This window comes from Flavobacterium sp. LM4, from assembly GCF_002017935.1.
Classification (GTDB): Bacteria; Bacteroidota; Bacteroidia; order Flavobacteriales; family Flavobacteriaceae; genus Flavobacterium; species Flavobacterium chungangense.
The window spans coordinates 2,297,732-2,323,984 of the sequence record NZ_MUFW01000001.1; the positions used below are offsets into that span (position 1 = coordinate 2,297,732).

Annotated in this window: 19 protein-coding genes and 1 pseudogene; 18 read left to right on the top strand and 2 right to left on the bottom strand. The window is 34.1% G+C overall.

Annotation, left to right across the window (positions count from 1 at the left end; all coding sequences use genetic code 11):
- Window positions 1-34 precede the first annotated feature (34 nt).
- Window positions 35-859 carry a universal stress protein gene (locus BXU10_RS10260; protein ID WP_078227247.1) on the bottom strand — a complete coding sequence of 275 codons (825 nt, stop codon included), beginning with the start codon at window positions 857-859 and terminating at the stop codon, window positions 35-37.
- Window positions 860-1,033: 174 nt separating this feature from the next.
- Between BXU10_RS10260 and rimP the strand changes: the two genes are divergently transcribed.
- The 4 genes and pseudogenes from rimP to tnpA all read left to right on the top strand — a co-directional run.
- Window positions 1,034-1,498 carry a ribosome assembly cofactor RimP gene (gene rimP / locus BXU10_RS10265; RefSeq protein ID WP_180908387.1) on the top strand — a complete coding sequence of 155 codons (465 nt, stop codon included), beginning with the start codon at window positions 1,034-1,036 and terminating at the stop codon, window positions 1,496-1,498.
- Window positions 1,499-1,512: 14 nt separating this feature from the next.
- Window positions 1,513-2,766 (top strand): transcription termination factor NusA, encoded by a 1,254-nt coding sequence (gene nusA / locus BXU10_RS10270; RefSeq protein ID WP_017498147.1) that lies wholly within the window; start codon window positions 1,513-1,515, stop codon window positions 2,764-2,766.
- A gap of 50 nt (window positions 2,767-2,816) precedes the next feature.
- Window positions 2,817-5,702, top strand: a complete 2,886-nt coding sequence (gene infB / locus BXU10_RS10275) for a translation initiation factor IF-2 (RefSeq protein WP_078227249.1) — start codon at window positions 2,817-2,819, stop codon at window positions 5,700-5,702.
- Between the two features lie 166 nt (window positions 5,703-5,868).
- Window positions 5,869-6,131 (top strand): annotated as a pseudogene (gene tnpA / locus BXU10_RS10280) (IS200/IS605 family transposase); the annotation flags it as partial.
- A gap of 761 nt (window positions 6,132-6,892) precedes the next feature.
- Here the strand turns inward: tnpA and BXU10_RS10285 are convergent.
- The gene (locus BXU10_RS10285; protein WP_078227250.1) at window positions 6,893-7,282 is read right to left on the bottom strand and encodes an SPOR domain-containing protein; all 390 of its coding nucleotides are present in this window, start codon (window positions 7,280-7,282) and stop codon (window positions 6,893-6,895) included.
- 219 nt (window positions 7,283-7,501) lie between these two features.
- Here BXU10_RS10285 and BXU10_RS10290 point away from each other — a divergent pair, with 219 nt between their 5' ends.
- From BXU10_RS10290 to ruvA, 14 genes are all read left to right on the top strand, one after another.
- Entirely contained in the window at window positions 7,502-8,839 is a 1,338-nt protein-coding gene (locus tag BXU10_RS10290; protein WP_078227251.1) for a c-type cytochrome, read from the top strand.
- A 32-nt stretch (window positions 8,840-8,871) separates the two neighbouring features.
- Window positions 8,872-11,922 (top strand): TAT-variant-translocated molybdopterin oxidoreductase, encoded by a 3,051-nt coding sequence (locus BXU10_RS10295; RefSeq protein WP_078227252.1) that lies wholly within the window; start codon window positions 8,872-8,874, stop codon window positions 11,920-11,922.
- 38 nt (window positions 11,923-11,960) lie between these two features.
- The gene (gene nrfD, locus BXU10_RS10300) at window positions 11,961-13,364 is read left to right on the top strand and encodes an NrfD/PsrC family molybdoenzyme membrane anchor subunit (protein WP_031454418.1); all 1,404 of its coding nucleotides are present in this window, start codon (window positions 11,961-11,963) and stop codon (window positions 13,362-13,364) included.
- Window positions 13,357-13,881: a DUF3341 domain-containing protein gene (locus BXU10_RS10305; RefSeq protein ID WP_078227253.1), complete on the top strand. Its 525-nt coding sequence runs from the start codon at window positions 13,357-13,359 to the stop codon at window positions 13,879-13,881. The genes nrfD and BXU10_RS10305 overlap by 8 nt, the downstream gene beginning before the upstream one ends.
- A gap of 8 nt (window positions 13,882-13,889) precedes the next feature.
- Window positions 13,890-14,435: a cytochrome c gene (locus BXU10_RS10310; protein WP_078227254.1), complete on the top strand. Its 546-nt coding sequence runs from the start codon at window positions 13,890-13,892 to the stop codon at window positions 14,433-14,435.
- Between the two features lie 27 nt (window positions 14,436-14,462).
- Complete coding sequence (locus tag BXU10_RS10315; RefSeq protein WP_123921975.1) at window positions 14,463-16,022, top strand: quinol:cytochrome C oxidoreductase; 1,560 nt, start codon at window positions 14,463-14,465, stop codon at window positions 16,020-16,022.
- A 19-nt stretch (window positions 16,023-16,041) separates the two neighbouring features.
- The gene (locus BXU10_RS10320) at window positions 16,042-17,229 is read left to right on the top strand and encodes a cytochrome c oxidase subunit II (RefSeq protein ID WP_078227256.1); all 1,188 of its coding nucleotides are present in this window, start codon (window positions 16,042-16,044) and stop codon (window positions 17,227-17,229) included.
- Between the two features lie 34 nt (window positions 17,230-17,263).
- The gene (locus BXU10_RS10325) at window positions 17,264-19,069 is read left to right on the top strand and encodes a cbb3-type cytochrome c oxidase subunit I (protein ID WP_031454423.1); all 1,806 of its coding nucleotides are present in this window, start codon (window positions 17,264-17,266) and stop codon (window positions 19,067-19,069) included.
- A gap of 105 nt (window positions 19,070-19,174) precedes the next feature.
- A complete protein-coding gene (gene ruvB / locus BXU10_RS10330) occupies window positions 19,175-20,197 on the top strand; it encodes a Holliday junction branch migration DNA helicase RuvB (RefSeq protein ID WP_078227257.1) in 1,023 nt (340 codons plus the stop codon).
- A gap of 11 nt (window positions 20,198-20,208) precedes the next feature.
- Entirely contained in the window at window positions 20,209-21,555 is a 1,347-nt protein-coding gene (locus tag BXU10_RS10335) for a cytochrome P450 (RefSeq protein ID WP_078227258.1), read from the top strand.
- On the top strand, window positions 21,552-22,478 hold the full coding sequence (gene queG / locus BXU10_RS10340; RefSeq protein WP_078227259.1) for a tRNA epoxyqueuosine(34) reductase QueG: 927 nt from the start codon (window positions 21,552-21,554) through the stop codon (window positions 22,476-22,478). The genes BXU10_RS10335 and queG overlap by 4 nt, the downstream gene beginning before the upstream one ends.
- A 240-nt stretch (window positions 22,479-22,718) precedes the next feature.
- Window positions 22,719-23,144, top strand: coding sequence for a CBS domain-containing protein (locus BXU10_RS10345; RefSeq protein ID WP_031454427.1), 426 nt, complete (start codon window positions 22,719-22,721; stop codon window positions 23,142-23,144).
- A 152-nt stretch (window positions 23,145-23,296) separates the two neighbouring features.
- Window positions 23,297-25,588, top strand: a complete 2,292-nt coding sequence (locus BXU10_RS10350) for an NADP-dependent malic enzyme (RefSeq protein ID WP_078227260.1) — start codon at window positions 23,297-23,299, stop codon at window positions 25,586-25,588.
- Window positions 25,589-25,653: 65 nt separating this feature from the next.
- A complete protein-coding gene (ruvA, locus tag BXU10_RS10355) occupies window positions 25,654-26,235 on the top strand; it encodes a Holliday junction branch migration protein RuvA (protein WP_031454429.1) in 582 nt (193 codons plus the stop codon).
- The last annotated feature ends 18 nt before the right edge of the window (window positions 26,236-26,253 follow it).

Here is a 26,253-nt window from a genome sequence, read left to right on the forward strand (position 1 = left end):
AATTTTAAAATGGTTTTCTTTTTTTATTTGTTTTTTAAATTTTAAATGTTATAACGGGTCTTGCTGCATGATTTACCAAGCCTTCGCTAATACTGCCGTTAAAGAAGTGAGCGAAGCCTGTTCTTCCATGTGTACACATTCCGATAATGTCTGCATTAATGCTATTTGAAAAATTAATAATTCCTTTTTCAATATTGGTGTCATTATATATGTGAGTTGAATAATTAGTAAGGTTAAATTCATTTACAAAATCTTTCATCGCTTTTTCAATAATATGAGTTGGTTTGAAGCTATTTGGTGTGCAAATAGTAACTAAGTGTATTTTTGAATCAAAGAGTTCTGTGAAGTTTAATAGTTTTTTAAAAGGTTTTTTGGATTCTTCTGTGAAATCTGAAGCAAAAACAATAGTAGATGCGTTAAAATTTGAAATATCTTTTTTAATAACCAAAACGGGAATATCAGAATTTCGAACTACTTTTTCAGTATTAGATCCAATTAGTAATTCCTCAACACCTGAAGAACCATGTGATCCCATTATGATTAAATCAATGTCGTTTTCTTTGCTGACTTGAGAAATTCCATGGAATGTTTTGTCAATTTTTAAGATTTCAGTTACAGTAAGGCCTTGAAGATAAGGTTTTTCAGTAATTTTATCCAACATCTCATTGGCTTTTCTCATAAATAACATTGTTTCGGGAATACTTGCTCCGCCGGTAATTGCGTCATTCATTTGGCTTGGTAATTCCAACATATGAAGCAGGATGATTTCTGAATTGTGTTTGTGTGCTATTTGTGCTGCAACTTTTAAGGCGTCTTCTGCATGTTCTGAGAAGTCAGTAGGGACTAAAATTCGTTTCATAATTTTTTGAGGTTAAATTATTGAATAATCCGTTATTTAATGCTCTTATAAAGATAAGGAATATTATTAGACCAATCTAATTATTTGATTTATAAAAAAAACACTATATTTGCACCGTTATTTATTAAAATCTAAATAATGAGGGGACTAAGTGTCCCCTCTTTTTATAAAATTATGACATTTAAAGAAAAAGTAAACACATTAATTACAGAGGCTCTTTTAGAAAAGCCATCAGTCTTTTTGATTGATTTAAGTATTTCTGATTCTTTTAAAATTAGTGTAGGTTTAGATGGGGATAATGGAGTAGCACTTCAGGATTGTATCGATATTAGTCGTGCAATCGAGAATAATCTGGATCGTGAAGAACAGGATTTTTCTCTTGAAGTTGCATCTGTTGGAGTAGGTTCGCCATTGAAATTTACAAGACAATACATAAAAAATATTGGTAGAACATTGATTGTTACTACAAATAGTGAAAAAATTGAAGCAGAGTTAGTGGAAGCTAACGATGTTTTTATAATTTTGTCTTGGGAAGCAAGAGAACCGAAAAAAGTAGGAAAAGGAAAAGAAACAGTTCAAAAAGAGCAACAAATACCTTATACAGAAATTAAAGAGGCAATTGTTACAGTAACATTTTAATTTAAAGAATTCGCATGGAAAATTTAGCATTAATCGATTCATTCTCAGAGTTTAAAGATAATAAACTTATTGATCGTGTAACGCTTATGGCAATTTTAGAAGACGTGTTTAGAAATGCACTAAAGAAAAAATACGGTTCTGATGATAACTTTGATATCATTATAAATCCTGACAAAGGAGATATGGAGATATGGAGAAGAAGAGTAATTGTTGCTGACGAAGATCTTGATTTTGAAAATGAAGAAATTACTTTGACTGAAGCAAGAATGATTGAAGCAGATTTTGAAATTGGCGAAGAGGTTTCTGAAGAAGTTAAATTAATTGATTTAGGAAGAAGAGCTATTTTGGCTTTGCGTCAAAACTTAATATCTAAAATTCACGAACACGATAATACTAATCTTTACAAGCAATTTAAAGATATTATTGGTGATATTTATACTGCAGAAGTGCATCACGTACGTCCTAGAGTAGTTATCTTAGTTGATGATGAAGGAAATGAAATTGTGCTTCCAAAGGAAAAACAAATTCCATCTGACTTTTTCCGTAAAGGAGATAACGTTCGTGGAATCATTGAAAGCGTTGAATTAAAAGGTAATAAACCTCAAATTATTATGTCTAGAACTTCTGAGAAGTTTTTAGAAAAATTATTTGAACAAGAAATTCCGGAAGTGTTCGACGGATTGATTACAGTTAAAAATGTAGTTCGTATTCCTGGTGAAAAAGCAAAAGTAGCGGTAGATTCTTATGATGACAGAATCGATCCGGTTGGAGCTTGTGTAGGTATGAAGGGATCTCGTATTCATGGAATTGTTCGTGAGTTAGGAAACGAAAACATTGATGTAATTAACTACACAAATAATATTCAATTGTTCATTACAAGAGCATTGAGTCCTGCTAAAGTTTCTTCGATCAAAATTGATGAAGAAAACAAAAGAGCTGAAGTTTTCTTGAAATTAGAAGAAGTTTCTAAAGCAATTGGTAGAGGAGGTCATAATATTAAATTGGCGGGTCAGTTAACGGGTTACGAATTAGATGTAATTCGTGAAGGAGATGTTGCCGGTGCAACTGCAGATGAAGATGATGTTGAATTAACAGAGTTTTCAGATGAAATTGAAGGTTGGGTAATAGAAGAATTTGCTAAAATAGGTTTAGATACTGCAAAAAGTATTTTAAAACAAGAAGTAGAAGATTTAGTAAGAAGAACAGATTTAGAAGAGGAAACAATTCTTGATGTTATGAAAATACTAAAAGAAGAGTTTGATAGCTAGTTGTATCTGCTCTAACAACACAACGAAAAAGGTAATAATAAAAAGGTTATATGTCTGAAGAGAGAGTAATAAGAATAAACAAGGTTTTAAGGGAATTAAATATTTCGTTAGAAAGAGCTGTTGATTATCTAAAAGATAAGGGAATTGCTATTGATGCAAATCCGAATGCAAAAATTTCTGATAGCGAATTTAATATCCTACAAAGCCAATTTGCGGGCGATAAGGGGAATAAGGAAGCTTCTAAAGAAGTTGGAGAAGAAAAAAGAAAAGAAAAAGAAGCACTTCGTGTAGAGCGTGAGAAAGAAATTGAAGACAAACGCAGACAAGATGAGGAGCGCCTAAAACAGCAAGAGATTATAAAAGCGAGAGCTGTTGTAACAGGCCCTGTTCAGGTTGGTAAAATTGATTTGAACCCCAAAAAACCTGCTGCTGTTTCGGTACCCGAAGAGACTGCTAAAGTTGAGGAACCAAAAGCTGTCGTTACTCCTCCTGTTCAAACAGAAAAACCAGTTCAGAAAGAGACTGTACAGTCAGAGCCAGTTTCTGATGCTGTAGTTTCTGAAGAGAAAAAGGTAGAAAAACCTATTATTACTGAGAAAAAAGAAGTAAAAGTTGATGTTTCTAAAACAGCTAAAGAACCAGTTGTTGCAACTGATCCAGAAACTGCAGAAGAGATTATCACTACACAATATCAAAAATTATCAGGAACGACTCTTACAGGACAAACAATTGATTTGTCTCAATTCAACAAACCGAAGAAAAAGAAAGAGGATCCAAAGATAACACCAAATAAACCGGGTGCTCCTGGAGCAAACAATAATGCTAATAAAAATAAGCGTAAGAGGATTGTTCCTAAACCAGGTACTCCTGGTACACCAAGACCTGCAACAGGGAATGCGCCAGGAACTCCAAATCCTAACAAAATAACACCAAATGCGGGTGGAACAGGAGGAGGTTTTAATGCTAACAGAAGTGCGAGACCTGGTTTTGTAAAAGGAAATCGCCCTGCTATTGTAGCTAAAGTAGAGCCTACTGAAGAGGAAGTAAAAAACCAAATTAGAGAAACTCTTGAAAAACTTCAAGGGAAAGGTGGTAAATCAAAAGCTGCTAAATATAGAAGAGATAAAAGAGATACGCACCGTCAGAAATCTGATGAAGAGCAAAGAGCACTTGATGAAGGAAGTAAAACTATTAAAGTTACTGAGTTTGTTACCGTAGGTGAAATTGCAATCATGATGGATGTGCCTATTACCAAGGTAATTGGAACTTGTATGTCACTTGGAATCATGGTTACCATGAACCAGCGTTTAGATGCTGAAACATTAACTATTGTAGCTGATGAATTTGGTTACGAAGTTGAGTTTATTACAGTTGATATCGAAGATGCGATTGAAGTAGTTGAAGATAAAGAAGAAGATTTAGTAGTTAGAGCACCGATTGTTACTGTAATGGGGCACGTCGATCACGGTAAAACATCTTTACTGGATTATATTCGTAAAGAAAATGTTATCGCTGGTGAGTCGGGTGGAATTACACAGCATATTGGAGCTTATGGAGTAACTTTGGATAATGGTCAAAAGATCGCATTCTTAGATACACCGGGTCACGAGGCGTTTACCGCTATGCGTGCACGTGGAGCTCAGGTTACCGATATCGCAATTATTGTTGTAGCGGCGGATGATGATATCATGCCACAAACAAAAGAGGCAATCTCTCACGCACAAGCTGCAGGAGTGCCAATTATATTTGCAATCAATAAAATTGATAAACCAAATGCGAATGTTGAGAAAATCAAAGAGCGTTTGGCTGGGATGAATTTACTTGTTGAAGATTGGGGTGGAAAAATTCAGTCACATGATATTTCTGCAAAAGTGGGAACAGGGGTAAAAGAATTATTGGAAAAAGTTTTATTAGAGGCTGAAATTTTAGATTTAAAATCGAATCCAAATAAAGCAGCACAGGGAACTGTAGTTGAGGCTTTCTTAGATAAAGGAAAAGGATATGTTTCTACAATCTTAGTTCAACATGGAACTTTAAAAGTTGGAGACTATATGTTAGCAGGTAAGCATCATGGTAAGATTAAAGCGATGCATGACGAACGTGGGCATATCGTAAAAGAGGCAGGACCTTCAACACCGGTATCAGTATTAGGTTTAGATGGTGCGGCCACTGCGGGTGATAAGTTTAACGTTTTTGAAGACGAAAAAGAAGCAAAACAAATTGCATCAAAACGTTCTCAATTAATGCGTGAACAATCAGTACGTACACAAAGACATATTACGCTTGACGAAATTGGTCGTCGTATTGCGCTTGGTCAGTTTAAAGAATTGAATGTGATCCTTAAAGGAGACGTTGATGGATCTGTTGAAGCATTATCAGATTCGTTCTCAAAACTTTCTACAGAAGAAGTTCAAATTAATATTATTCATAAAGGTGTTGGAGCAATTACTGAGACTGACGTTATGTTGGCTTCGGCTTCTGATGCGATTATTATCGGATTTAACGTTCGTCCTGCAGGAAATGCAAGACAGCTGGCTGATAAAGAAGAAATTGATATTCGTTACTATTCTATTATTTATGCTGCTATCGATGACTTGAAAGATGCGATGGAAGGAATGTTAGCTCCAGAGATGAAAGAAGAAATCTTAGGGACTGCTGAAATTCGTGAGATTTTCAAAATTTCTAAAGTGGGTTCAATTGCTGGTTGTATGGTAATGGATGGTAAGATTATGAGAACTTCTAAGATTAGAGTTATCAGAGAAGGAGTAGTAGTGCATACAGGTGAACTTGTAGCCTTGAAACGTTTTAAAGATGATGTGAAAGAAGTGTCTAAAGGTTATGATTGTGGTATTCAGATTAAAGGTTACAACGACATCGAAGAAAGAGATGTTATTGAAGCTTACCATGAAGTAGCAATCAAAAAGAAATTGAAATAAAATTTAATAATAAAATTAAAGTCCCAATGAAAATTGGGACTTTTTTATTGGTCTTATTGGGGGGTAAACCCCTTCAATTTATTAAAGTACTTTAGTAATGCGAAAAAATCTTTATCATTAGATTATGAGTACAGATCTAAGGAAAGGTTAGCACACAGTAAGCTGATTAACATTTCATGTTGTTTGGGTTACTAAATATAGGTTTAAAATTTTGAAAGGAGATATTCAAAAGCGTTGCCGTGATATCTTGATCCAAATCTGTCAAGCTGAAGGAATTGAAATTTTAAAAGGGGTGTTAGTTCAGACCATGTTCATATGCATATCGAATACGCTCCAAAGTATAATGTTAGCTCGATTTTTAAAAAAAAAATCAAAGGAAGAACTTCAAGAAAATTGCAGATAGAATTTCCTGAATTGAAGGGACGGTATTCTCTGTACTTTCAGTGTATAGTGGTTTAGTTCTCACCTGCAGATAAATGTTTCTTTATAGTTGTAAGACTGAAAACACTTCGTATTTATATTGTAAATTGTATAATATTTTTTTGATTTTTTAAGTAATAAAGCAATATGTATTAGGATTGATAGGTTATTAGAGAGTGAGAAATTATTAGTAAATCAATGAAAGCTGGTCTTCTCAAAATAGTGGCTTTAAAGAATTTGAAATTAAATATTATTGGATATAGGGAAGTGATATCACTTTGTGTAAAAGCACATTAAATTCTCGTTGTTTCTTGATTAGTTTTTAATTTCTTCAAAAATAAACTTTGAGATAATGTGGATAAAAAAAATAGTGCGAGTTTTAAAATGTAGCTAAAAAAATATTAATACTATTTATGTGTTATTTAGATAGAGAATGAAAATTGTTTAAAAGTAACAACTTACTAGCTAAAATTTTTAATTAAGGCGCTATGATTTATGGTTATGTCTGCTTTAAAAATTGTCTATTAGAAAGGTTTAAAAAATAATTTTAACATGTAAATGCAAGAATGAAATTAACATTCAAAAAAATTATAAATCAATCATGGGTGTTATAATATAAAGTTGTTATTTGAGTTTAATGTCAAAAAGGAGTATGTTTTATATATATAGAAAATTAAGAAAATTTAATGCTGAAATATACTTAATGGTTAGGCTTACTTGAATACGCAAAAAAAAGGATTACTGTTTAAGTAATCCTTTTTTTTTGAATTCTATTTGTTAGGTTTAACAAGGAAAACGCTTTTGTATTTTTTTTTAATTTCTTCCAAATTTCGTTCAGCTTCAATTCTGGTTTTGAAATTTCCAACTATAACTTTATAGTTAGGAGTATTGAAAATTATAGTGCCGTCAATTGGGTTAAATTCTTTTTTAAAATTCGATAATGTTTTTTTTGCTTCCTCGCTTTTGCCACTGAAAATTTGAATTCTGTATGTTTCGTTGGTACTAATTGTCGTGTTAATTTTACGCTTATCATTCAATAATTGCTCAAATTTAGAGTCTTGATTTAAGGTAATGTTTTGGTCTTGAGCATTAATATTATAGGTTAAACCAAACATGGATATTGATAGTAAAATCTTTTTTGAAGGGGTTAAAATTCTCATAATGTGATGGTTTTTATACAAAAGTAATATTTAAAGTTTATCTGTGAAATGTTCTTATTATTTAGAATTGATATAAATTGATATTTAAGACTATTTTAAGGTTTTGAGAATAGTACTTAAATTGTATTTTTGTCCAAGTTTTAAAAGAGGGTATTCGGTTTTTGCTTATTTAATACAGAAAAAACCATACCAAAAATTAGTAGATAATTATTATACTATATGAAAAAGGTGGGTAACCATAATTCGATCTCAAGAAAATTGCTGCTTAGCTTATCGCTAACCCTGATTTTCTCCCTAACTTCATTTGCTCAAGATCCGGCTGCAACTCCTGCGGCAACTGAAGCTGCGGCTGCTCCGGCTGCTGCATCTGGAAGTGGTGATCCGGTAAAAGGGAAAGAACTTTTTAATGCAAATTGCGCTGCATGTCACAAATTAGATGCTAAATCTACTGGTCCTGCTTTAAGAGGGGTTGCTGGTAAACATGACATGGCTTGGATTTACAAGTGGGTGCATAATAGTTCTGATATGATTAAATCAGGAGATGCAGTTGCTGTTAAGCTTTTTGAAGAAAATAACAAGTCTGTAATGACTTCTTTTCCTCAATTGTCTGAAGGTGATATTGATAATATTATAGCTTATACTTCTGAAGTTAAAGCTGAGCCGCCTGCTGGTACTCCTGGGACTGTTCCTCCTGGGGAAAAAGTTGAAGGAGGAGGGATATCTAATAATATTATTTTGGGAGCTCTTGCTTTAGTAATGGCTATTTTAGTTGTTATGTTGTTCATGGTGAACAAAGTATTAACTAAAGTTGCAAGTAGCAATGGAATTGTAGTTGGGCCTAAAGAGGCTAGAACTCCAATTTGGAAAGCATTTGCTAAAAATCAATTTTTAGTATTAGTTACTTCTATATTCCTGCTTTTAGCTAGTGGTTACTTTGTGTACGGATTCTTGATGCAAGTTGGTGTAGATCAAAACTACGAGCCAATTCAGCCAATTCACTACTCTCACAAAATTCACGCTGGCGATAATGAGATCAATTGTAAATATTGTCACTCGGCTGCTCGTGTAAGTAAAAATGCGGGTATTCCTTCTTTGAATGTTTGTATGAACTGTCATAAAAATATTTCTGAGGTTGCTGAGACTACTGCGACGCCTGAGTACAGTAAAGCGTTCTATGATGCTCAAATTCAAAAATTATACGATGCTGTTGGATGGGATAAGACAAAACAAGCTTATACTGGAAAAACACAGCCTGTTAAATGGGTTCGTATTCATAATTTACCTGATTTCGTGTATTTCAATCACTCACAACACGTAAATGTTGCAGGTGTTGAATGTCAAACTTGTCACGGTCCTGTTGAGGAGTTTGAAATCATGAAGCAATATTCTAAATTAACAATGGGATGGTGTGTTGATTGCCATAGAAAAACTGATGTTAAGATGGAAGGAAATGCATATTATGATAAAATTCATGCTGAACTTTCTAAAAAATACGGTGTAGAGAAATTGACTGCAGCGCAAATGGGAGGTTTAGAATGCGGTAAATGCCACTATTAATCGAATTATTAAGATTTTAATATTTATATACAATGTCATCAAACAAAAAATACTGGAAAAGTGTTGAAGAACTAGAAAATAGTTCTATTGTTGAGGCGCTTAGAAATAACGAATTTGTTGAAGAAATTCCTACTGATGAATTTTTAGGAAATGAAGATGCTTTAGCTACATCTGGAACTTCACGTCGTGACTTTTTAAAGTACGTAGGATTTAGTACTGCAGCCGTAACTCTTGCTGCATGCGAAGGTCCTGTTCACAAGTCTATCCCTTATGTGTTGCAACCGGAACAAATCATTCCTGGTGTTGCTGATTATTATGCAACTACAGTTTTTGATGGTTTTGATTTTGCTAACCTTTTAGTGAAAACTCGTGAGGGTCGTCCAATTAAAATTGATAACAATACTATTTCTGGAGCTAAGTTTTCAGCCAATGCTAGGATTCATGCGTCTATTTTATCTTTATATGATAGCATGCGTTTGAAAGAGCCTAAATTGGAAGGAAAAGATAGTAGCTGGTCTGCTGTTGATTTAAAAATTAAATCTAGTCTTGCTGATGCAAAAGCAAAAGGTGGGCAGGTTGTATTGTTGACTAATACTTTGGCAAGTCCATCAACTGAGAAATTGATTGGTGAATTTATTGCTAAAAATCCAAATGCTAAACACGTTGTTTATGATGCTGTTTCTTCTTCTGAAGCATTAGATGCATTTGAGACTGTTTATGGAGAAAGAGCTTTAGTTGATTATGATTTTTCTAAAGCTTCTTTAATTGTTTCTGTTGGGGCTGATTTCTTAGGAGACTGGCAAGGTGGTGGATACGACTCTGGTTATGCTAAAGGACGTATTCCTCAAAACGGAAAAATGTCTCGTCATTTTCAGTTTGAATCAAATATGACTTTATCTGGAGCTGCTGCTGATAAGCGTATTCCGATGACTATCGCGAATCAAAAGCAGGCTTTAGTTCAAATATATAATATTGTTACAGGTGCTAATGTCTCTGTTTCTTTAGACGGGTCGTTTAAAGCTGAAGTAGTGAAAGCTGCTCAGCAACTTAAAGCTGCTGGTTCTAAAGGAGTTTTAGTATCTGGACTTGAAGATAAAAATGCTCAATTATTAGTTTTAGCTATCAATCAAGTGTTGGCTAGTGAAGCTTTTAGTACTGCTGGAACAAGACAAATTAGAAAAGGTTCGAATGCTCCTGTTGCTCAGTTATTAAAGGATATGAATGCTGGAAGTGTTCACACTTTGATCATGAGTGGAGTTAATCCGGTTTATACTTTAGCAGAAGCTGCTTCATTTGAAGCGGGATTAAAGAAAGTAAAAACTTCAGTTGCATTTTCTCTAAAAGAAGATGAAACTGCTTCGCTTACTACAATTGCTGCTCCAGCTCCTCATTATTTGGAGTCTTGGGGAGATGTTGTGATTACAAAAGGAACTTATAGTTTGACTCAGCCAACTATACGTCCTATTTTCAATACAAAACAATTCCAAGATATTTTACTATCATTAAACGGAATTCCTGGAACTTTCTATGATTATATTAAAGCTAATTCAGCTGGTATTATTGTGGGTACTTCTTGGAATAAAGTATTGCATGATGGGGTTTTTGTAATAGGTTCTAGTGTATTAACAGGAGGGTCATATGACTATTCTTCTGCTGCGGCAACATTATCTAAATCAAAATCTACTGGTGATTTTGAATTAGTATTGTATACTAAAACAGGTATGGGTGACGGGCAGCAAGCTAATAATCCTTGGTTGCAAGAATTTCCGGATCCGATTACAAGAGTTTCTTGGGATAATTATTTAACAGTTTCTAGTGCTGATGCCAAAAAGTTTGATTTTTCAAACCCAATTGTTGCAAACGGAGGTTTAAACGGAAGTTATGCAACTATTACAGTTGATGGAGTTAAGTTAGAAAATGTTCCAGTAATAATTCAGCCAGGTCAGGCTGTTGGTACAGTAGGTTTAGCTGTAGGTTACGGTCGTAAAGCGGCTTTGAAAGAAGAAATGGTAGTAGGTTTAAATGCTTACTCATTATATAAAAATTTCAATAGTGTTCAATCTGTATCTATTGCGAAAGCAGGAGGAGAGCATGAGTTTGCTTGCGTTCAGGGACAGAAAACATTAATGGGTAGAGGAGATATTATTAAAGAAACTACTCTTAAGATTTTTAATGAAGAAGATGCAGAGCATTGGAATGAACAACCAATGGTATCTTTGGATCACCAGGAAGTTAAAGCCACTACAGTAGATTTATGGGAATCATTTGATCGTTCTACAGGACATCACTTTAACCTGTCAATTGACTTAAACGCTTGTACTGGTTGTGGGGCATGTGTTATTGCTTGTCACGCTGAGAACAACGTACCTGTTGTAGGTAAAGCAGAGGTAAGAAGAAGCCGTGATATGCACTGGTTGCGTATTGACAGGTACTATTCTTCTGAAAGTACTTTTGAAGGTGACAACGAAAGAAAAGAGAATATCGCAGGTTTATCTAGTTCATTATCTACATTTAATGAAATGGAAAAAGCAGGTGAAAATCCACAAGTAGCTTTCCAGCCAGTTATGTGTCAGCACTGTAATCACGCACCATGTGAGACAGTTTGTCCGGTTGCTGCTACATCTCACGGTCGTGAAGGTCAAAACCATATGGCATACAACAGATGTGTTGGTACACGTTATTGTGCAAACAACTGTCCTTATAAAGTACGTCGTTTCAACTGGTTCTTATACAACAAAAACAGTGAATTTGATTATCACATGAATGATGATTTAGGTCGTATGGTATTAAACCCAGACGTAAACGTTCGTTCTCGTGGTGTTATGGAAAAATGTTCTATGTGTATCCAAATGACACAAGCTACAAAATTAAAAGCGAAAAATGAAGGACGCCCAGTTGCTGATGGAGAATTCCAGACAGCTTGTTCTAACGCTTGTTCTTCTGGAGCAATGATATTTGGAGATGTTAATGATAAAGATAGTAAAGTGGCTAAATTGGCAGCTGACGAAAGATCATATCACTTATTAGAGCATGTTGGAACAAAACCTAATGTGGTTTACCATGTTAAAGTTAGAAATACCTAGTACAAAAAATTATTAATTAAGAAACAATATAAAGGATTATGTCGTCTCATTACGAAGCACCCATTAGAAAACCTTTAGTTATAGGTGATAAATCTTATCACGATGTAACAGTAGATGTAGCTGCACCTGTTGAAGGTCCTGCAAACAAACATTGGTGGATTGTATTTTCAATCGCATTAATAGCCTTCCTTTGGGGATTAGGCTGTATAATTTACACCGTATCTACCGGTATCGGAACATGGGGATTAAATAAAACAGTTGGTTGGGCTTGGGATATCACGAACTTCGTTTGGTGGGTTGGTATTGGTCACGCAGGAACTTTGATTTCTGCAGTATTATTACTTTTCCGTCAGCGTTGGAGAATGGCAATTAACCGTTCTGCAGAAGCAATGACTATTTTCTCAGTAGTTCAGGCAGGTTTATTTCCAATCATTCACATGGGGCGTCCATGGTTAGCGTACTGGGTTTTGCCTATTCCAAATCAATTTGGATCTCTTTGGGTAAACTTTAACTCGCCATTACTTTGGGATGTATTCGCGATTTCAACGTATCTTTCAGTATCATTAGTTTTCTGGTGGACTGGTTTATTACCTGATTTTGCAATGCTACGTGATAGAGCGGTTACACCTTTTACAAAAAGAATTTATTCTATCTTAAGTTTTGGATGGAGCGGTAGAGCAAAAGACTGGCAACGTTTTGAGGAAGTATCTTTAGTTCTTGCAGGTTTGGCTACTCCACTTGTACTTTCCGTGCACACGATTGTATCGATGGACTTTGCTACTTCTGTAATTCCGGGATGGCATACAACAATTTTTCCTCCTTACTTCGTTGCAGGAGCGGTATTCTCAGGATTTGCAATGGTAAATACCTTGTTGATCGTTATGAGAAAAGTTTCTAACCTTGAAGCATATATTACACTTCAGCATATTGAATTGATGAATATCATTATTATGATTACTGGTTCTATTGTTGGTGTTGCCTATATCACTGAATTATTTGTAGCTTGGTATTCTGGTGTTGAATATGAGCAATATGCGTTCTTAAACAGAGCAACCGGACCTTATTGGTGGGCATATTGGGCAATGATGACTTGTAACGTTTTTTCTCCACAATTTATGTGGTTCAAAAAACTAAGAACGAGTATTATGTTTTCATTTATTATTTCGATTGTAGTAAACATCGGAATGTGGTTTGAAAGGTTCGTAATTATCGTTACTTCTTTACATAGAGATTACCTTCCATCTTCTTGGACAATGTTTTCACCAACATTTGTTGATATTGGAATTTTCATTGGAACAATTGGTTTCTTCTTCGTATTGTTTTTATTATACTCTAGAACATTCCCTGTAATTGCTCAGGCAGAGGTTAAAACAATTTTGAAAGGAACTGGAGATAATTACATTAGAGAAAGAGCAGAAAATAAAGATTCACACCATGAGTAATAAAGTAATATACGCCATTTATAATGACGATGATATTTTGATGGATGCAGTAAAGAAAACCAGAGCTGCACACCATCATATTGAAGAGGTTTTTACTCCATTCCCAGTTCACGGATTGGATAAAGCGATGGGTTTACCACCAACAAGATTGGCAATTTGTGCTTTTCTTTATGGATGTGTTGGTATTTCTGTTGCAACATTTATGATGAGTTATATTATGATTCATGACTGGCCACAGGACATTGGTGGAAAACCAAGTTTTAGTTTTATTCAGAATATGCCATCTTTTGTGCCTATTATGTTTGAGATGACTGTATTTTTTGCTGCCCACTTAATGGTTATTACTTTTTATATGAGAAGTAGATTATGGCCATTCAAAGAAGCTGAAAACCCGGATGTAAGAACAACAGATGACCATTTTTTAATGGAAGTTGCTGTAAATGATAACGAATCAGAACTTGTTTCTTTTTTCGAAAGTACAGGAGCTGTTGAAGTTAAAGTAATTGAAAAGAATTAATTGTAGCTATGAAAAGGATATATAAAATAACACTTTTAGTTGGTATAACTATTTTAGTTTCATCTTGCCACAATAATTCGGCGCCAAACTATCAGTATTTCCCTAATATGTATGAATCTGTAGGATACGAAACTTATTCTGAGGCTTCTGTATTTAAAGGTGGAAAAGAAGGGCAGCTTCCTGTAGAAGGAACTATCAATAGAGGTTTTGAACCTTATGAGTATGAAAATTCAACTGCTGGTTATGAATTGGCTAAAGCTAATTTAAAATCACCTTTGACTCAGGAAGAGAGAAGTTCTGAAAAAGGAAAAGAGCTTTTTGAAATTTACTGTATAAGTTGCCATGGTGCTTCTGGAAACGGTAAAGGTAAATTAGTTGAAAGAGAGAAATTTCTTGGAGTACCTAGTTATAAAGACAGGGTTATTACTGAAGGAAGTATCTTTCATGTTGAAACTTATGGTTTAAACGCGATGGGTTCTCATGCAAATCAATTAAGTGCCCACGAACGTTGGTTAGTTGCTGACTATGTTCTAAAACTAAAAAGCCAATTATAATTGTTGAACAAACTGATCGTAATAGATATGTACACATTTTCAAGTAAATTAAAAACGTTTTCTTTCATCTTAATGGCCGTTGGTATATTAGGGATTGGATATGGTTTTTTAAACGCTCCTAAAAATATTGAAGACGTAGAAACTCTTCTTAAAAAAGAAGCATCTGAGCACGGTGGAGGACATGGTGAAGCCGCTGCAGCACATCATGAAGAATCTGCTGAAGCAGCTCACCATGAGGAAAAACCGGAAGTTGTTCATCATGAAGAGGCTAAAGATGCACATGCTGAAGTAGCTGTAAATACACACTCAGTTATTGCACATAAAGATTCAGTTGTTGCAAAAGAAGAAGTCGCTAATGAAGTAAAAACTGAAGAAGCACACGAGAGTACAGTTGCAGAAGCTAATGTTGCTAAACATGAAATAAAAGATCAAAAACATGAGGAAGTTTCTCATGAACATGATCCTAAAGCACACGCAGAACACGTTCTGCACCAATTACAAAACAAGCCATGGTCTGCTTTGTATGTTGCATGTATTTTCTTTTTGTTGCTTTCTATGGGTGTTTTGGCATTTTATGCTATCCAACATGTTGCTCAAGCTGGCTGGTCTCCTGTATTGTTTAGAGTTATGCAGGGAATAACAGCTTATTTGCCTGTTGGTTCTCTTATTTTCTTTGTTATACTAATTTTGTGCGGACTTCATTTTAATCATATTTTTGTATGGTTAGGAGAAGGAGTAACAGATCCAAAAAGTGAGCATTATGATGCAATTATTGCAGGTAAGTCAGGTTATTTAAACTTTCCTTTCTGGATAGCTAGAGCGGCTGTGTTTTTAGGAGGATGGAATTTGTACCGCTATATTACTAGAAAAAATTGTTTAGCTCAAGATGAAGCGAATGATGATTTAAATTATAAAAAGAATTTCAAACAAACAGCTGGATTTTTAGTATTCTTCATAGTTTCTGAGTCTATTATGTCTTGGGATTGGATTATGTCTTTTGATCCACACTGGTTCAGTACTTTATTTGGGTGGTATGTATTTGCTTCTTTCTTTGTAAGCGGTATTACTACAATCGCTTTAGTAACTATTTACTTGAAATCTAAAGGGTATTTAGAATTTGTAAATACAAGTCATATTCATGATTTAGCTAAATTTATGTTCGGAATTAGTATATTTTGGACTTATTTATGGTTCTCTCAATTTATGTTGATCTGGTACGCAAATATTCCTGAAGAGGTTACATATTTTATAACAAGAATTCAATTATACAACCTTCCTTTCTTTGGTGCTGTAGTTATGAATTTTGTTTTCCCTGTATTAATTTTGGTTAATACTGACTTTAAACGTCTAAACTGGGTTATTGTAATGGCTGGTATTGTTATTTTATTGGGGCACTATGTTGACTTTTTTAATATGATTATGCCTGGTACAGTTGGTGACAGATGGTTTATTGGAGTTTCTGAAATTGCATCTATTCTTTTCTTCTTAGGGCTATTTATTTTTGTAGTGTTTACTGCATTAAGCAAATCTCCTTTATTGGCAAAAAGAAATCCTTTCATCGAAGAAAGTAAACATTTTCATTATTAATATTTAAAGAAATAAACAGATGACAAGTTTGTTGGTAATTGTAGTTTTAGTTTTATTAGCAGTTGCATTATGGCAATTGACCAAGATATTTGATCTTACTCAAGTAGGATCTTCTTCGGACGATTCGCAAGTTGCATCAGATAATGATAATAATATTCAGGGATATATTATGTTTGGCTTCTTGGCTTTCATTTATATCTTTACGATTTATGGTTTACTAAAATGGGGTAATTTAGCACTGCATACGCCAGCTTCAGAGCATGGTATTTTAGTAGATAGTTTAATGAATATTACTTGGGTATTGATTTTTAGTGTGCAAGTTATTACTCAAGGATTATTATACTGGTTTTCTTTTAAATATAAAGGGAATAAGGATAAAAAAGCATTATTCTTTGCTGATAGTAATAAATTAGAAGCAATTTGGAGTATTATTCCATCTGTTGTTTTAGCGGTTCTAATTCTTTATGGATTGTACGCTTGGAACAATATTATGTTTGTTGATAAAGATGAAGATGTAATAGAAATTGAATTATATGCTCAACAATTTAAATGGACAGCACGTTACGCTGGACAGGATAATGTTTTAGGAAAAGCAAACGTTCGTTTAATTGAAGGAGTTAATACTTTAGGAGTTGATATGTCAGATCCTAATGCTCAGGATGATATTGTAGTTAGCGAATTGCATATTCCAAAAGGAAAAAAGGTACATTTCAAAATGCGTTCTCAAGATGTACTACACTCAGCTTATTTTCCTCATTTTAGAGCTCAAATGAACTGTGTGCCAGGTATGGTAACTGAGTTTGCTTTTATTCCAACTTATACAACTTCTGAATATAGAGAGCTTCCTTTTATGGTTGAAAAAGTTGCAAATATCAATAAGCTTAGAGCACAGAAGAGTGCTGAACTTATTGCTAAGGGAGGTACAGCATTAGATCCTTATACATTTGACTATTTATTATTATGTAATAAAATTTGTGGAGCTTCTCATTACAATATGCAAATGAAGGTAGTTGTAGATTCTCCTGAAGATTATAAAAAATGGTTAAGCGAAAAAACTACTTTGACTGAGGATATTAAAGCTGCAGCTGCAGCAGAGAAACCGGCAGAAGGTGGAGTTGAATCAACTACAGATAGCACTGCTAAAGATACTGTTAAAGCAGTAATTGATACTGTTAAAGCTGTTGTAGCTAAAGTTGCTATGAAATAATAATATTTATTAAGAAAATTTAAAGTATACATATATGTCAGCAGAAGCGCACGATCACGATCACGGACACGATCATCACGAGCACGAACATCATCATAAAGACACTTTCATTACTAAATACATTTTTAGTATTGATCACAAAATGATTGCTAAGCAATACCTGATTACAGGTATTATCATGGGAGTAATTGGTATTGGAATGTCCTTGCTTTTTAGAATGCAATTGGCTTGGCCAGAAGAGTCTTTTAAAATATTTAATGTTTTATTAGGTGATAAATTTGCACCTGATGGTGTAATGGCAAATGATATTTATTTAGCTTTAGTTACTATTCATGGTACTATTATGGTATTCTTTGTACTAACGGCCGGATTAAGTGGTACTTTTAGTAACTTACTTATTCCGCTTCAAATTGGTGCAAGAGATATGGCTTCCGGATTTATGAATATGATTTCATATTGGTTGTTTTTTCTTTCGGCCGTAATTATGTTGTCATCGTTATTTGTTGAAGCTGGACCAGCTTCTGCAGGTTGGACAATTTATCCACCATTAAGTGCTTTGCCACAAGCGATTCCAGGATCAGGTGCAGGTATGACTTTATGGTTAGTTTCAATGGCTATATTTATTGCATCTTCATTAATGGGATCTTTAAATTACATTGTAACTGTAATTAATTTAAGAACTAAGGGAATGTCTATGACCAGACTTCCTCTTACTATCTGGACATTTTTCGTAACAGCTATTATTGGTGTTATTTCATTTCCGGTATTATTATCTGCTGCTTTATTATTGATTTTTGATAGAAGTTTTGGTACTTCATTCTTCCTTTCTGATATTTATATTGCAGGAGAGGTTTTACATTATCAAGGCGGTTCACCTGTATTGTTTGAACACTTATTCTGGTTCTTAGGGCACCCTGAGGTTTACATTGTAATCTTACCAGCAATGGGTCTTGTTTCTGAAATTATGGCTACGAATTCTCGTAAACCTATTTTCGGATACAGAGCTATGATTATGTCAGTTCTTGCAATTGCGTTTTTATCTACAATTGTTTGGGGGCACCATATGTTCCTTTCGGGAATGAATCCTTTCTTAGGATCTGTGTTTACTTTTACAACTTTATTGATTGCAATTCCATCTGCTGTAAAAGCTTTCAACTGGATTACAACTTTATGGAAAGGTAACTTACAGTTTAATCCAGCGATGTTATTTTCTATTGGAATGGTTTCTACATTCATCACTGGTGGGTTAACAGGAATCATTTTAGGAGATAGTACTTTAGATATTAATGTTCACGATACTTACTTCGTAATTGCTCACTTTCACTTAGTAATGGGTATTTCTGCTCTTTATGGAATGTTTGCCGGTATTTATCATTGGTTTCCTAAAATGTATGGAAGAATGTTAAACAAAAATTTAGGTTATATTCACTTTTGGGTAACAGCTGTTTGTGCTTATGGTGTTTTCTTTCCAATGCACTTTATAGGATTAGCCGGTTTGCCAAGACGTTATTATACAAATACAAACTTTCCATTATTTGATGATTTGCAAAATGTTAATGTTTTAATTACAATGTTTGCTTTGATTGGTGGAGCCTTCCAATTAGTATTCTTATACAATTTCTTTAGTAGTATTTTCTACGGTAAGAAAGCTGTTCAGAATCCATGGAAATCTACAACTCTTGAGTGGACTACCCCAGTTGAGCATATTCATGGTAACTGGCCAGGCGAAATTCCACATGTATACCGTTGGCCATATGACTATAGTAATCCAAATCATGATGTAGATTTTGTACCGCAAAATGTACCAATGAAAGAAGGTGAAGAAGTTTTACATCACTAAAAAATAATTCAAAAAAAGACTGTCCGAAATGGCAGTCTTTTTTTTGTTTACGATTCATTAAAAAATCTTGTTTTAGAAACTCATTAGTTTCTATATCTTTGTAAGATGAATGAAAACCTTGATCCTACCACAAAAGGATATAACCCAGAAGAGTTAGATCTTGAAAAAAGATTGCGTCCACTATCATTTGATGATTTTGCCGGACAAGACCAAGTTTTAGAAAACTTAAAGATTTTTGTTGCTGCAGCTAATCAGCGTGGTGAAGCACTCGATCATACTCTCTTTCATGGTCCTCCGGGATTAGGTAAAACTACGTTAGCCAATATTTTAGCAAATGAACTTGAAGTTGGAATTAAAATTACTTCGGGGCCGGTTCTCGATAAACCGGGTGACTTAGCAGGGTTGCTAACGAATCTTGACGAAAGAGATGTTTTATTTATTGATGAAATTCATCGCTTAAGTCCAATTGTTGAAGAATATCTATATTCAGCAATGGAGGATTTCAAAATTGATATTATGATAGAATCAGGACCAAATGCCAGAACGGTTCAAATCAATTTAAATCCTTTTACCTTAATTGGAGCTACTACACGTTCCGGATTATTAACGGCTCCAATGCGTGCTCGTTTTGGAATTTCATCACGTTTGCAATATTATACAACCGAACTTTTGACGACTATTGTTGAAAGGAGTTCAGCTATACTTAAAATGCCAATTTCTTTAGATGCTGCTATTGAAATAGCTGGTCGCAGTCGTGGTACACCTCGTATTGCTAATGCATTATTGCGAAGAGTACGCGATTTTGCTCAGATAAAAGGCAATGGGACTATCGATCTTGAAATTGCTCGTTATGCCCTAAAAGCGCTTAATGTTGATGCACATGGTCTTGACGAAATGGACAACAAGATACTGTTAACAATTATTAATAAATTTAAAGGGGGACCTGTTGGCCTTTCTACTTTAGCAACAGCTGTTTCTGAAAGCAGCGAAACAATCGAAGAAGTATATGAACCCTTTTTAATTCAGGAAGGTTTTATTATGCGTACGCCACGCGGACGTGAGGTCACTGATAAAGCTTATAAACATTTAGGTAAGATCAATACGAATATTCAAGGCGGATTGTTTTAATAGCTATATTAATGTCTGAGAGTAAAAAATATAATTATCCTCATAAAATTTCATTAGGAAGATTTCTATTGGATGCTGAAGGCGTTAGAAGGAATCCGATACCTTATCATAAAAAATATTTCGAAAAATTTGGTGATTCTTTTTCAATTAAGATAGGATTGTCAAAGCATATCATATTGTCAAGGGATAATGAAGTTGCACAATATATATTACAGAAAAATCAAAAAAATTACCATAAATCTAAATTTCAGTCCGTTTATCTTTCTAAATATTTAGGAAAAGGATTATTGACAGTTGATGGAGACTTTTGGTTAAAACAAAGAAGACTTATTCAGCCTGCTTTTCATAAACAAAAAATGAATCAATTGGTTGAGAATATGAATCAAACAATTGTTTTGGAACTGAATAGTTTGGAAGAAGGAAAGCCAATTGATCTTTTTCCTGTAATGAGTAAGTTGGCATTTAATGTTGTCGCTAAATCGCTATTTCAATTTTCCATTTCTGAAGAAAAATTAGATCGAATAAAATTTATTATTGAAGAAGTTCAGAACTTTTTGGTTAAGGAAATAAGACTGCCTCATAAAGCTTGGTGGTTTTCATTAAGTGGGCAGGTGAAAAAGCACGAACAGCTTGCTTTAGAAAACAATAATATCATCAAAGAAATTATTGATATAAGAAATTCTTCAAATGAAGAATATAATGATTTGCTCAACATGTTAATGGAAACCAGATATGAAGATACCGGAGAGCCAATGTCAATTGCCCAACTCATAGATGAAATTAAAATCTTATTTATCGCCGGACACGAAACTACTGCCAATGCTTTAACATTTGCTTTATACCTTTTAGGACGACATTCAAAAGTTCAACAAAAAATACTAGATGAAATTTTAGAAATTGAATCCCAGACGGATAATGTTGTTGAACAGCTTCAGAAAATGACATATACTAATGCTGTACTAAATGAAGCAATGCGTTTATATCCTCCAGCATGGATTACTGACAGGCAGAATGTAAAAGACGATACATTAGCTGGCTACAATATTAAAAAGGAGACCTTAATTGGTGTTTCATTTTATGCGTTACATCGAAATCCCAAGTATTGGGATAATCCGGATAGCTTTGATCCCGAGCGTTTTTTGGGTGAACAAAAGAAAATTTCAATGCAATATTTTTATCCTTTTGGCGCAGGACCAAGAATGTGTATTGGAGCCGGTTTTGCTATATATGAAATGTGTCTGACCATTGCTCATATAGTGAAAAAAAATAGAATCGTATCGAATACTGACGAAGTCAAGTTTAACCCTTTGATAACATTAAAGCCTGTTGGGGTTGAAGTTTTATTCTTGAAAAGATGAGTATTAATGCTAAAGAGACATATTCGAAATTTATAAAATCAGAAGCTAAAAGATTAGGTTTTCTTTCTTGTGGGATTTCTAAAGCTGGTTTTCTAGAAGAAGAAGCACCCCGACTTGAAAAATGGTTAAACAAAAACCATCACGGTCAAATGGCTTATATGGAAAACCATTTTGATAAACGGTTAGACCCAACTTTACTAGTTGATGACGCAAAAAGTGTTGTTTCACTTTTATTAAATTACTACCCAGCGGAAACTCAAAGTCAGGATAGCTTTAAAATTTCAAAGTATGCCTACGGTCAGGATTATCATTTTGTAATTAAAGAAAAATTAAAAGAGTTTCTGTTTTCTATTCAGGAAAAAATTGGCGATGTTTCGGGTCGTGCTTTTGTCGATTCTGCACCTGTGCTGGATAGGGCTTGGGCAGCCAAAAGTGGTTTGGGCTGGATTGGTAAAAGTGGTAATTTGATTACTCAAAAAGTAGGTTCTTTTTATTTTATTGCTGAACTGATACTTGATTTGGATTTGGAATATGATTATGCAACGACAGATCATTGTGGCTCTTGCACTGCTTGTATCGATGCTTGTCCTACACACGCCATAGTAGCTCCCCATGTAATTGACGGTAGTAAATGTATATCTTATTATACTATTGAACTTAAAGAAAATATACCTTATGAAATGAAGGGTAAATTTGACGAATGGATGTTTGGTTGTGATACCTGTCAGGATGTTTGTCCCTGGAACCGGTTTTCAAAATCACATTCAGAGCCATTGTTTAATCCTAATCGTGAGCTACTTTCGTTTTCCAAAAAAGATTGGATAGAAATTACAGAAGAAACTTTTCGTGTTGTTTTTAAAAATTCTCCTATCAAAAGAACCAAGTTCGATGGTTTAAAGAGGAATATAAAGTTTTTAGAATAATATTTTATTTAATAGGCACGCTATCCGCTATCATATATTTTTATTTAATTGTTTTGTCAGAAGTAAGGTTGTGCTTTTATAATAAAAGCCATGAATCATTATTTTTCTTTATGAGAATATTTTTGAAGGTTAAATGTTTTGTATTTCATTATATATGAATTGATTATGTGTTAAAAAACAGAAGAAGGTGTTTTTTGTATTCTATTTTTTTTAACTTTATAGTCCTAAAATATTTCAGATATGACTGTAAATCAAATATTAAACGCAAAAGGGAAAAATGTTTATTCTGTAGGTTCGACTACAACTGTTTATGAAGCATTGAAAGTGATGGGCGAAAAAAATATAGGCGCTATTCTGATTATCGATGACTTTGAACTAAAAGGGATATTGTCTGAGCGGGATTATGCACGAAAAATTGTTTTAAAAGATAAATCTTCAAAAGAAACTTTAGTTGATGAGATTATGGAAAGTACTGTTTTTACGGTAAAACTTTCAGATAATTTAGAAGACTGTATGGAACTCATGAGTACAAAAAGAATAAGACACCTGCCGGTTTTAGAAGACGAAATTGTTGTAGGTATTATTTCGATCAGTGATGTCGTAAAGGCCATTATTGAATTACAAAAGGATACGATTAATCACTTAAATTCTTATATTTCGCAATAACGATTTATAAAATAAACTTATAAATAGTCCAAATTACATTGGGCTATTTTTTTTGTAGTAATCCAATATTTTTAGGGAAAAGAATGTTCAAAAACAGATTGATTTAAACCAAGTCTTATATCTTTGTAAGGCAAAATAAAAAGCGAAGACGAATGAATAAAGAGACTAAAAGAAGAGAAGCGTTATTGTATCATGCAGAACCGACTCCAGGAAAAATTCAAGTAGTTCCAACCAAAAAATATGCAACCCAAAGAGACTTATCTCTTGCTTATTCTCCAGGGGTAGCAGAGCCATGTCTGGAAATCGCAGCAAACATTGATGACGTTTATAAATATACAGCAAAAGGAAATTTAGTAGCCGTAATTTCAAATGGTACAGCTGTTTTAGGTCTTGGAGATATAGGTCCTGAAGCAGGAAAACCAGTAATGGAAGGAAAAGGTCTGCTGTTTAAAATTTTCTCTGATATTGATGTTTTTGATATTGAAATTGGAACAAAAGATGTAGAAGAATTTATTCAGACTGTAAAAAATATTGCTCCCACTTTTGGAGGGATTAATCTGGAAGATATTAAAGCTCCGGAATCTTTTGAAATAGAAAGACGACTGATAGAAGAGTTAGATATTCCGGTAATGCATGATGATCAGCATGGAACAGCTATTATTTCTTCGGCAGCTTTAATTAATGCATTAGAATTAGCAGGCAAAAAAGCCGAAGATGTAAAAGTTGTAGTTTCCGGTGCTGGATCAGCTGCGATAGCTTGTACAGATTTATATGTTTTGCTGGGCGTTAAAGTGGAGAATGTTTTAATGTTCAACAGTAAAGGGCTTTTAACAAAAGATAATCCTTCGCTTTCAGAATTGCAATTGAAATATGCTGTGGATGGTGCTAAAATTGATTTGGCAGAAGCTGTAAAAGATGCAGACGTTTTCATAGGATTATCTTCAGGAAATATTTTATCGGCTGAGATGTTATTGTCAATGGCCGAAAGCCCAATTGTGTTTGCGATGGCAAATCCAAATCCTGAAATAGATTATAATTTAGCAGTAGAAACCCGTAAGGATGTTATCATGGCTACAGGGCGTTCAGATTTTCCTAATCAGGTAAATAATGTTTTAGGTTTTCCTTACATTTTTAGAGGAGCCTTGGATGTCAGGGCTACAAAAATCAATGAAGCAATGAAAATGGCGGCAGTAAAAGCGCTGGCTTCATTAGCAAAACAATCTGTACCGGAACAGGTTAACGTAGCTTACGGTGCAACAAAGTTAGGTTTCGGCCGTGAATATATTATTCCAAAACCATTTGATCCAAGATTGATTGCAATTGTGGCACCCGCTGTAGCAAAAGCAGCGATAGAATCAGGCGTTGCTAAAAACCCGATCACAGACTGGTCTGCTTATGAAGAAAAACTGTTAGAACGTTTAGGGAATGATAATAAAATGGTGCGTTTAATTACTAATCGCGCCAAAATGGATCCAAAACGAGTTGTTTTTGCCGAAGCAGAACATTTAAATGTTTTAAAAGCAGCACAGATTGTATATGAAGAGGGTGTTGGTTTTCCTATTCTATTAGGGAATAAAGAAATCATTTTAGAACTTAAGAAAGAGTTAGGTTTTGACGCTGATTTTGAAATTATTGACCCTAAAACAAATGAAGAAGAGGCAAGACGTAACAGATTTGCAAACTCATATTGGGAAACAAGAGAAAGAAGAGGTGTTTCTTCGCTGGATGCTCAGAGATTTATGCGTGAAAGAAATTACTTTGCAGCAATGATGGTAAATGAAGGAGAGGCCGATGCTGTAGTAACTGGTTATTCAAGAAGTTATCCGAGTGTGTTGAAACCAATGTTGCAATTAATTGACAAAGCACAGGGTGCTTCACTTGTTGCAACCGCCAATATGATGCTTACATCACGTGGGCCAATGTTTTTATCTGATACTGCTATTAATATTAATCCAACTTCAGAAGATTTAATAAATATTGCAATTATGACTGCCAAAACAGCAAAAATGTTTGGTATAGAGCCTGTTATTGCAATGGTTTCTTATTCAAATTTTGGATCTTCAACTCATCAGAATGCGTCAAAAGTTAGAGATGCCGTTGCTTATCTACATAAAAATTATCCTGATATGGTTGTGGATGGAGAAATTCAGGCTGATTTTGCCCTAAATCCGGAAATGCTTCAGGAAAAATTTCCTTTTTCCAAATTAGCTGGAAAAAAAGTAAATACCCTCATTTTTCCTAATCTCGAGTCAGCAAATATTACTTATAAGCTGTTAAAAGAATTGTATAAAGTAAATTCTATAGGTCCAATTATGATGGGTATGGGCAAGCCTGTTCATATTTTCCAGTTGGGAGCAAGTGTTGAAGAGATGGTTAATATGGCGGCTATTGCAGTTATTGATGCTCAGGAAAAAGAATTAAAGAAAAACAAACTAACTAAATAGCTGAAGGCGCAAGCCGTTGTTAATATTGTCTTAATTTTATTATATTTGGCATCACAAAAAATACTATGATAGCACATTTGCAAGGAAAATTAGTGGAGAAAAATCCAACAGAGGTTGTGATTGATTGTGCAGGGGTTGGATATCAGGTAAATATCTCTTTGCATACTTTTTCTCTAATTCCAAATACTGATTTTGTAAAATTGTATACGCATCTTTTAATCAAGGAAGATGCGCATACATTATACGGTTTTGTCGAAAAATCCGAAAGAGAAATATTTAGAATGTTAATATCAGTTTCGGGTATCGGGGCTAATATTGCCAGAACCATGTTGTCTTCGATAGAACCAAGACAAATTATAAATGCTATTGCATCAGGAGATGTTGGAGTAATTCAGTCTATTAAAGGAATTGGTAATAAAACAGCCCAAAGAGTAATATTGGATTTGAAAGAAAAAGTCTTAAAGTTATATGATCTGGATGAAGTTTCTGTAGTTCAAAACAATACAAATCGAGATGAAGCGTTATCTGCTTTAGAAGTTTTAGGTTTTGTTAGAAAAACATCGGAAAAAGTTGTCGAGAAGATTATAAAAGAAGATCCGGAAGCTTCTGTAGAAACTATTATCAAAAAGGCTTTAAAAACGTTATAAATTACTATTAAGACTTGA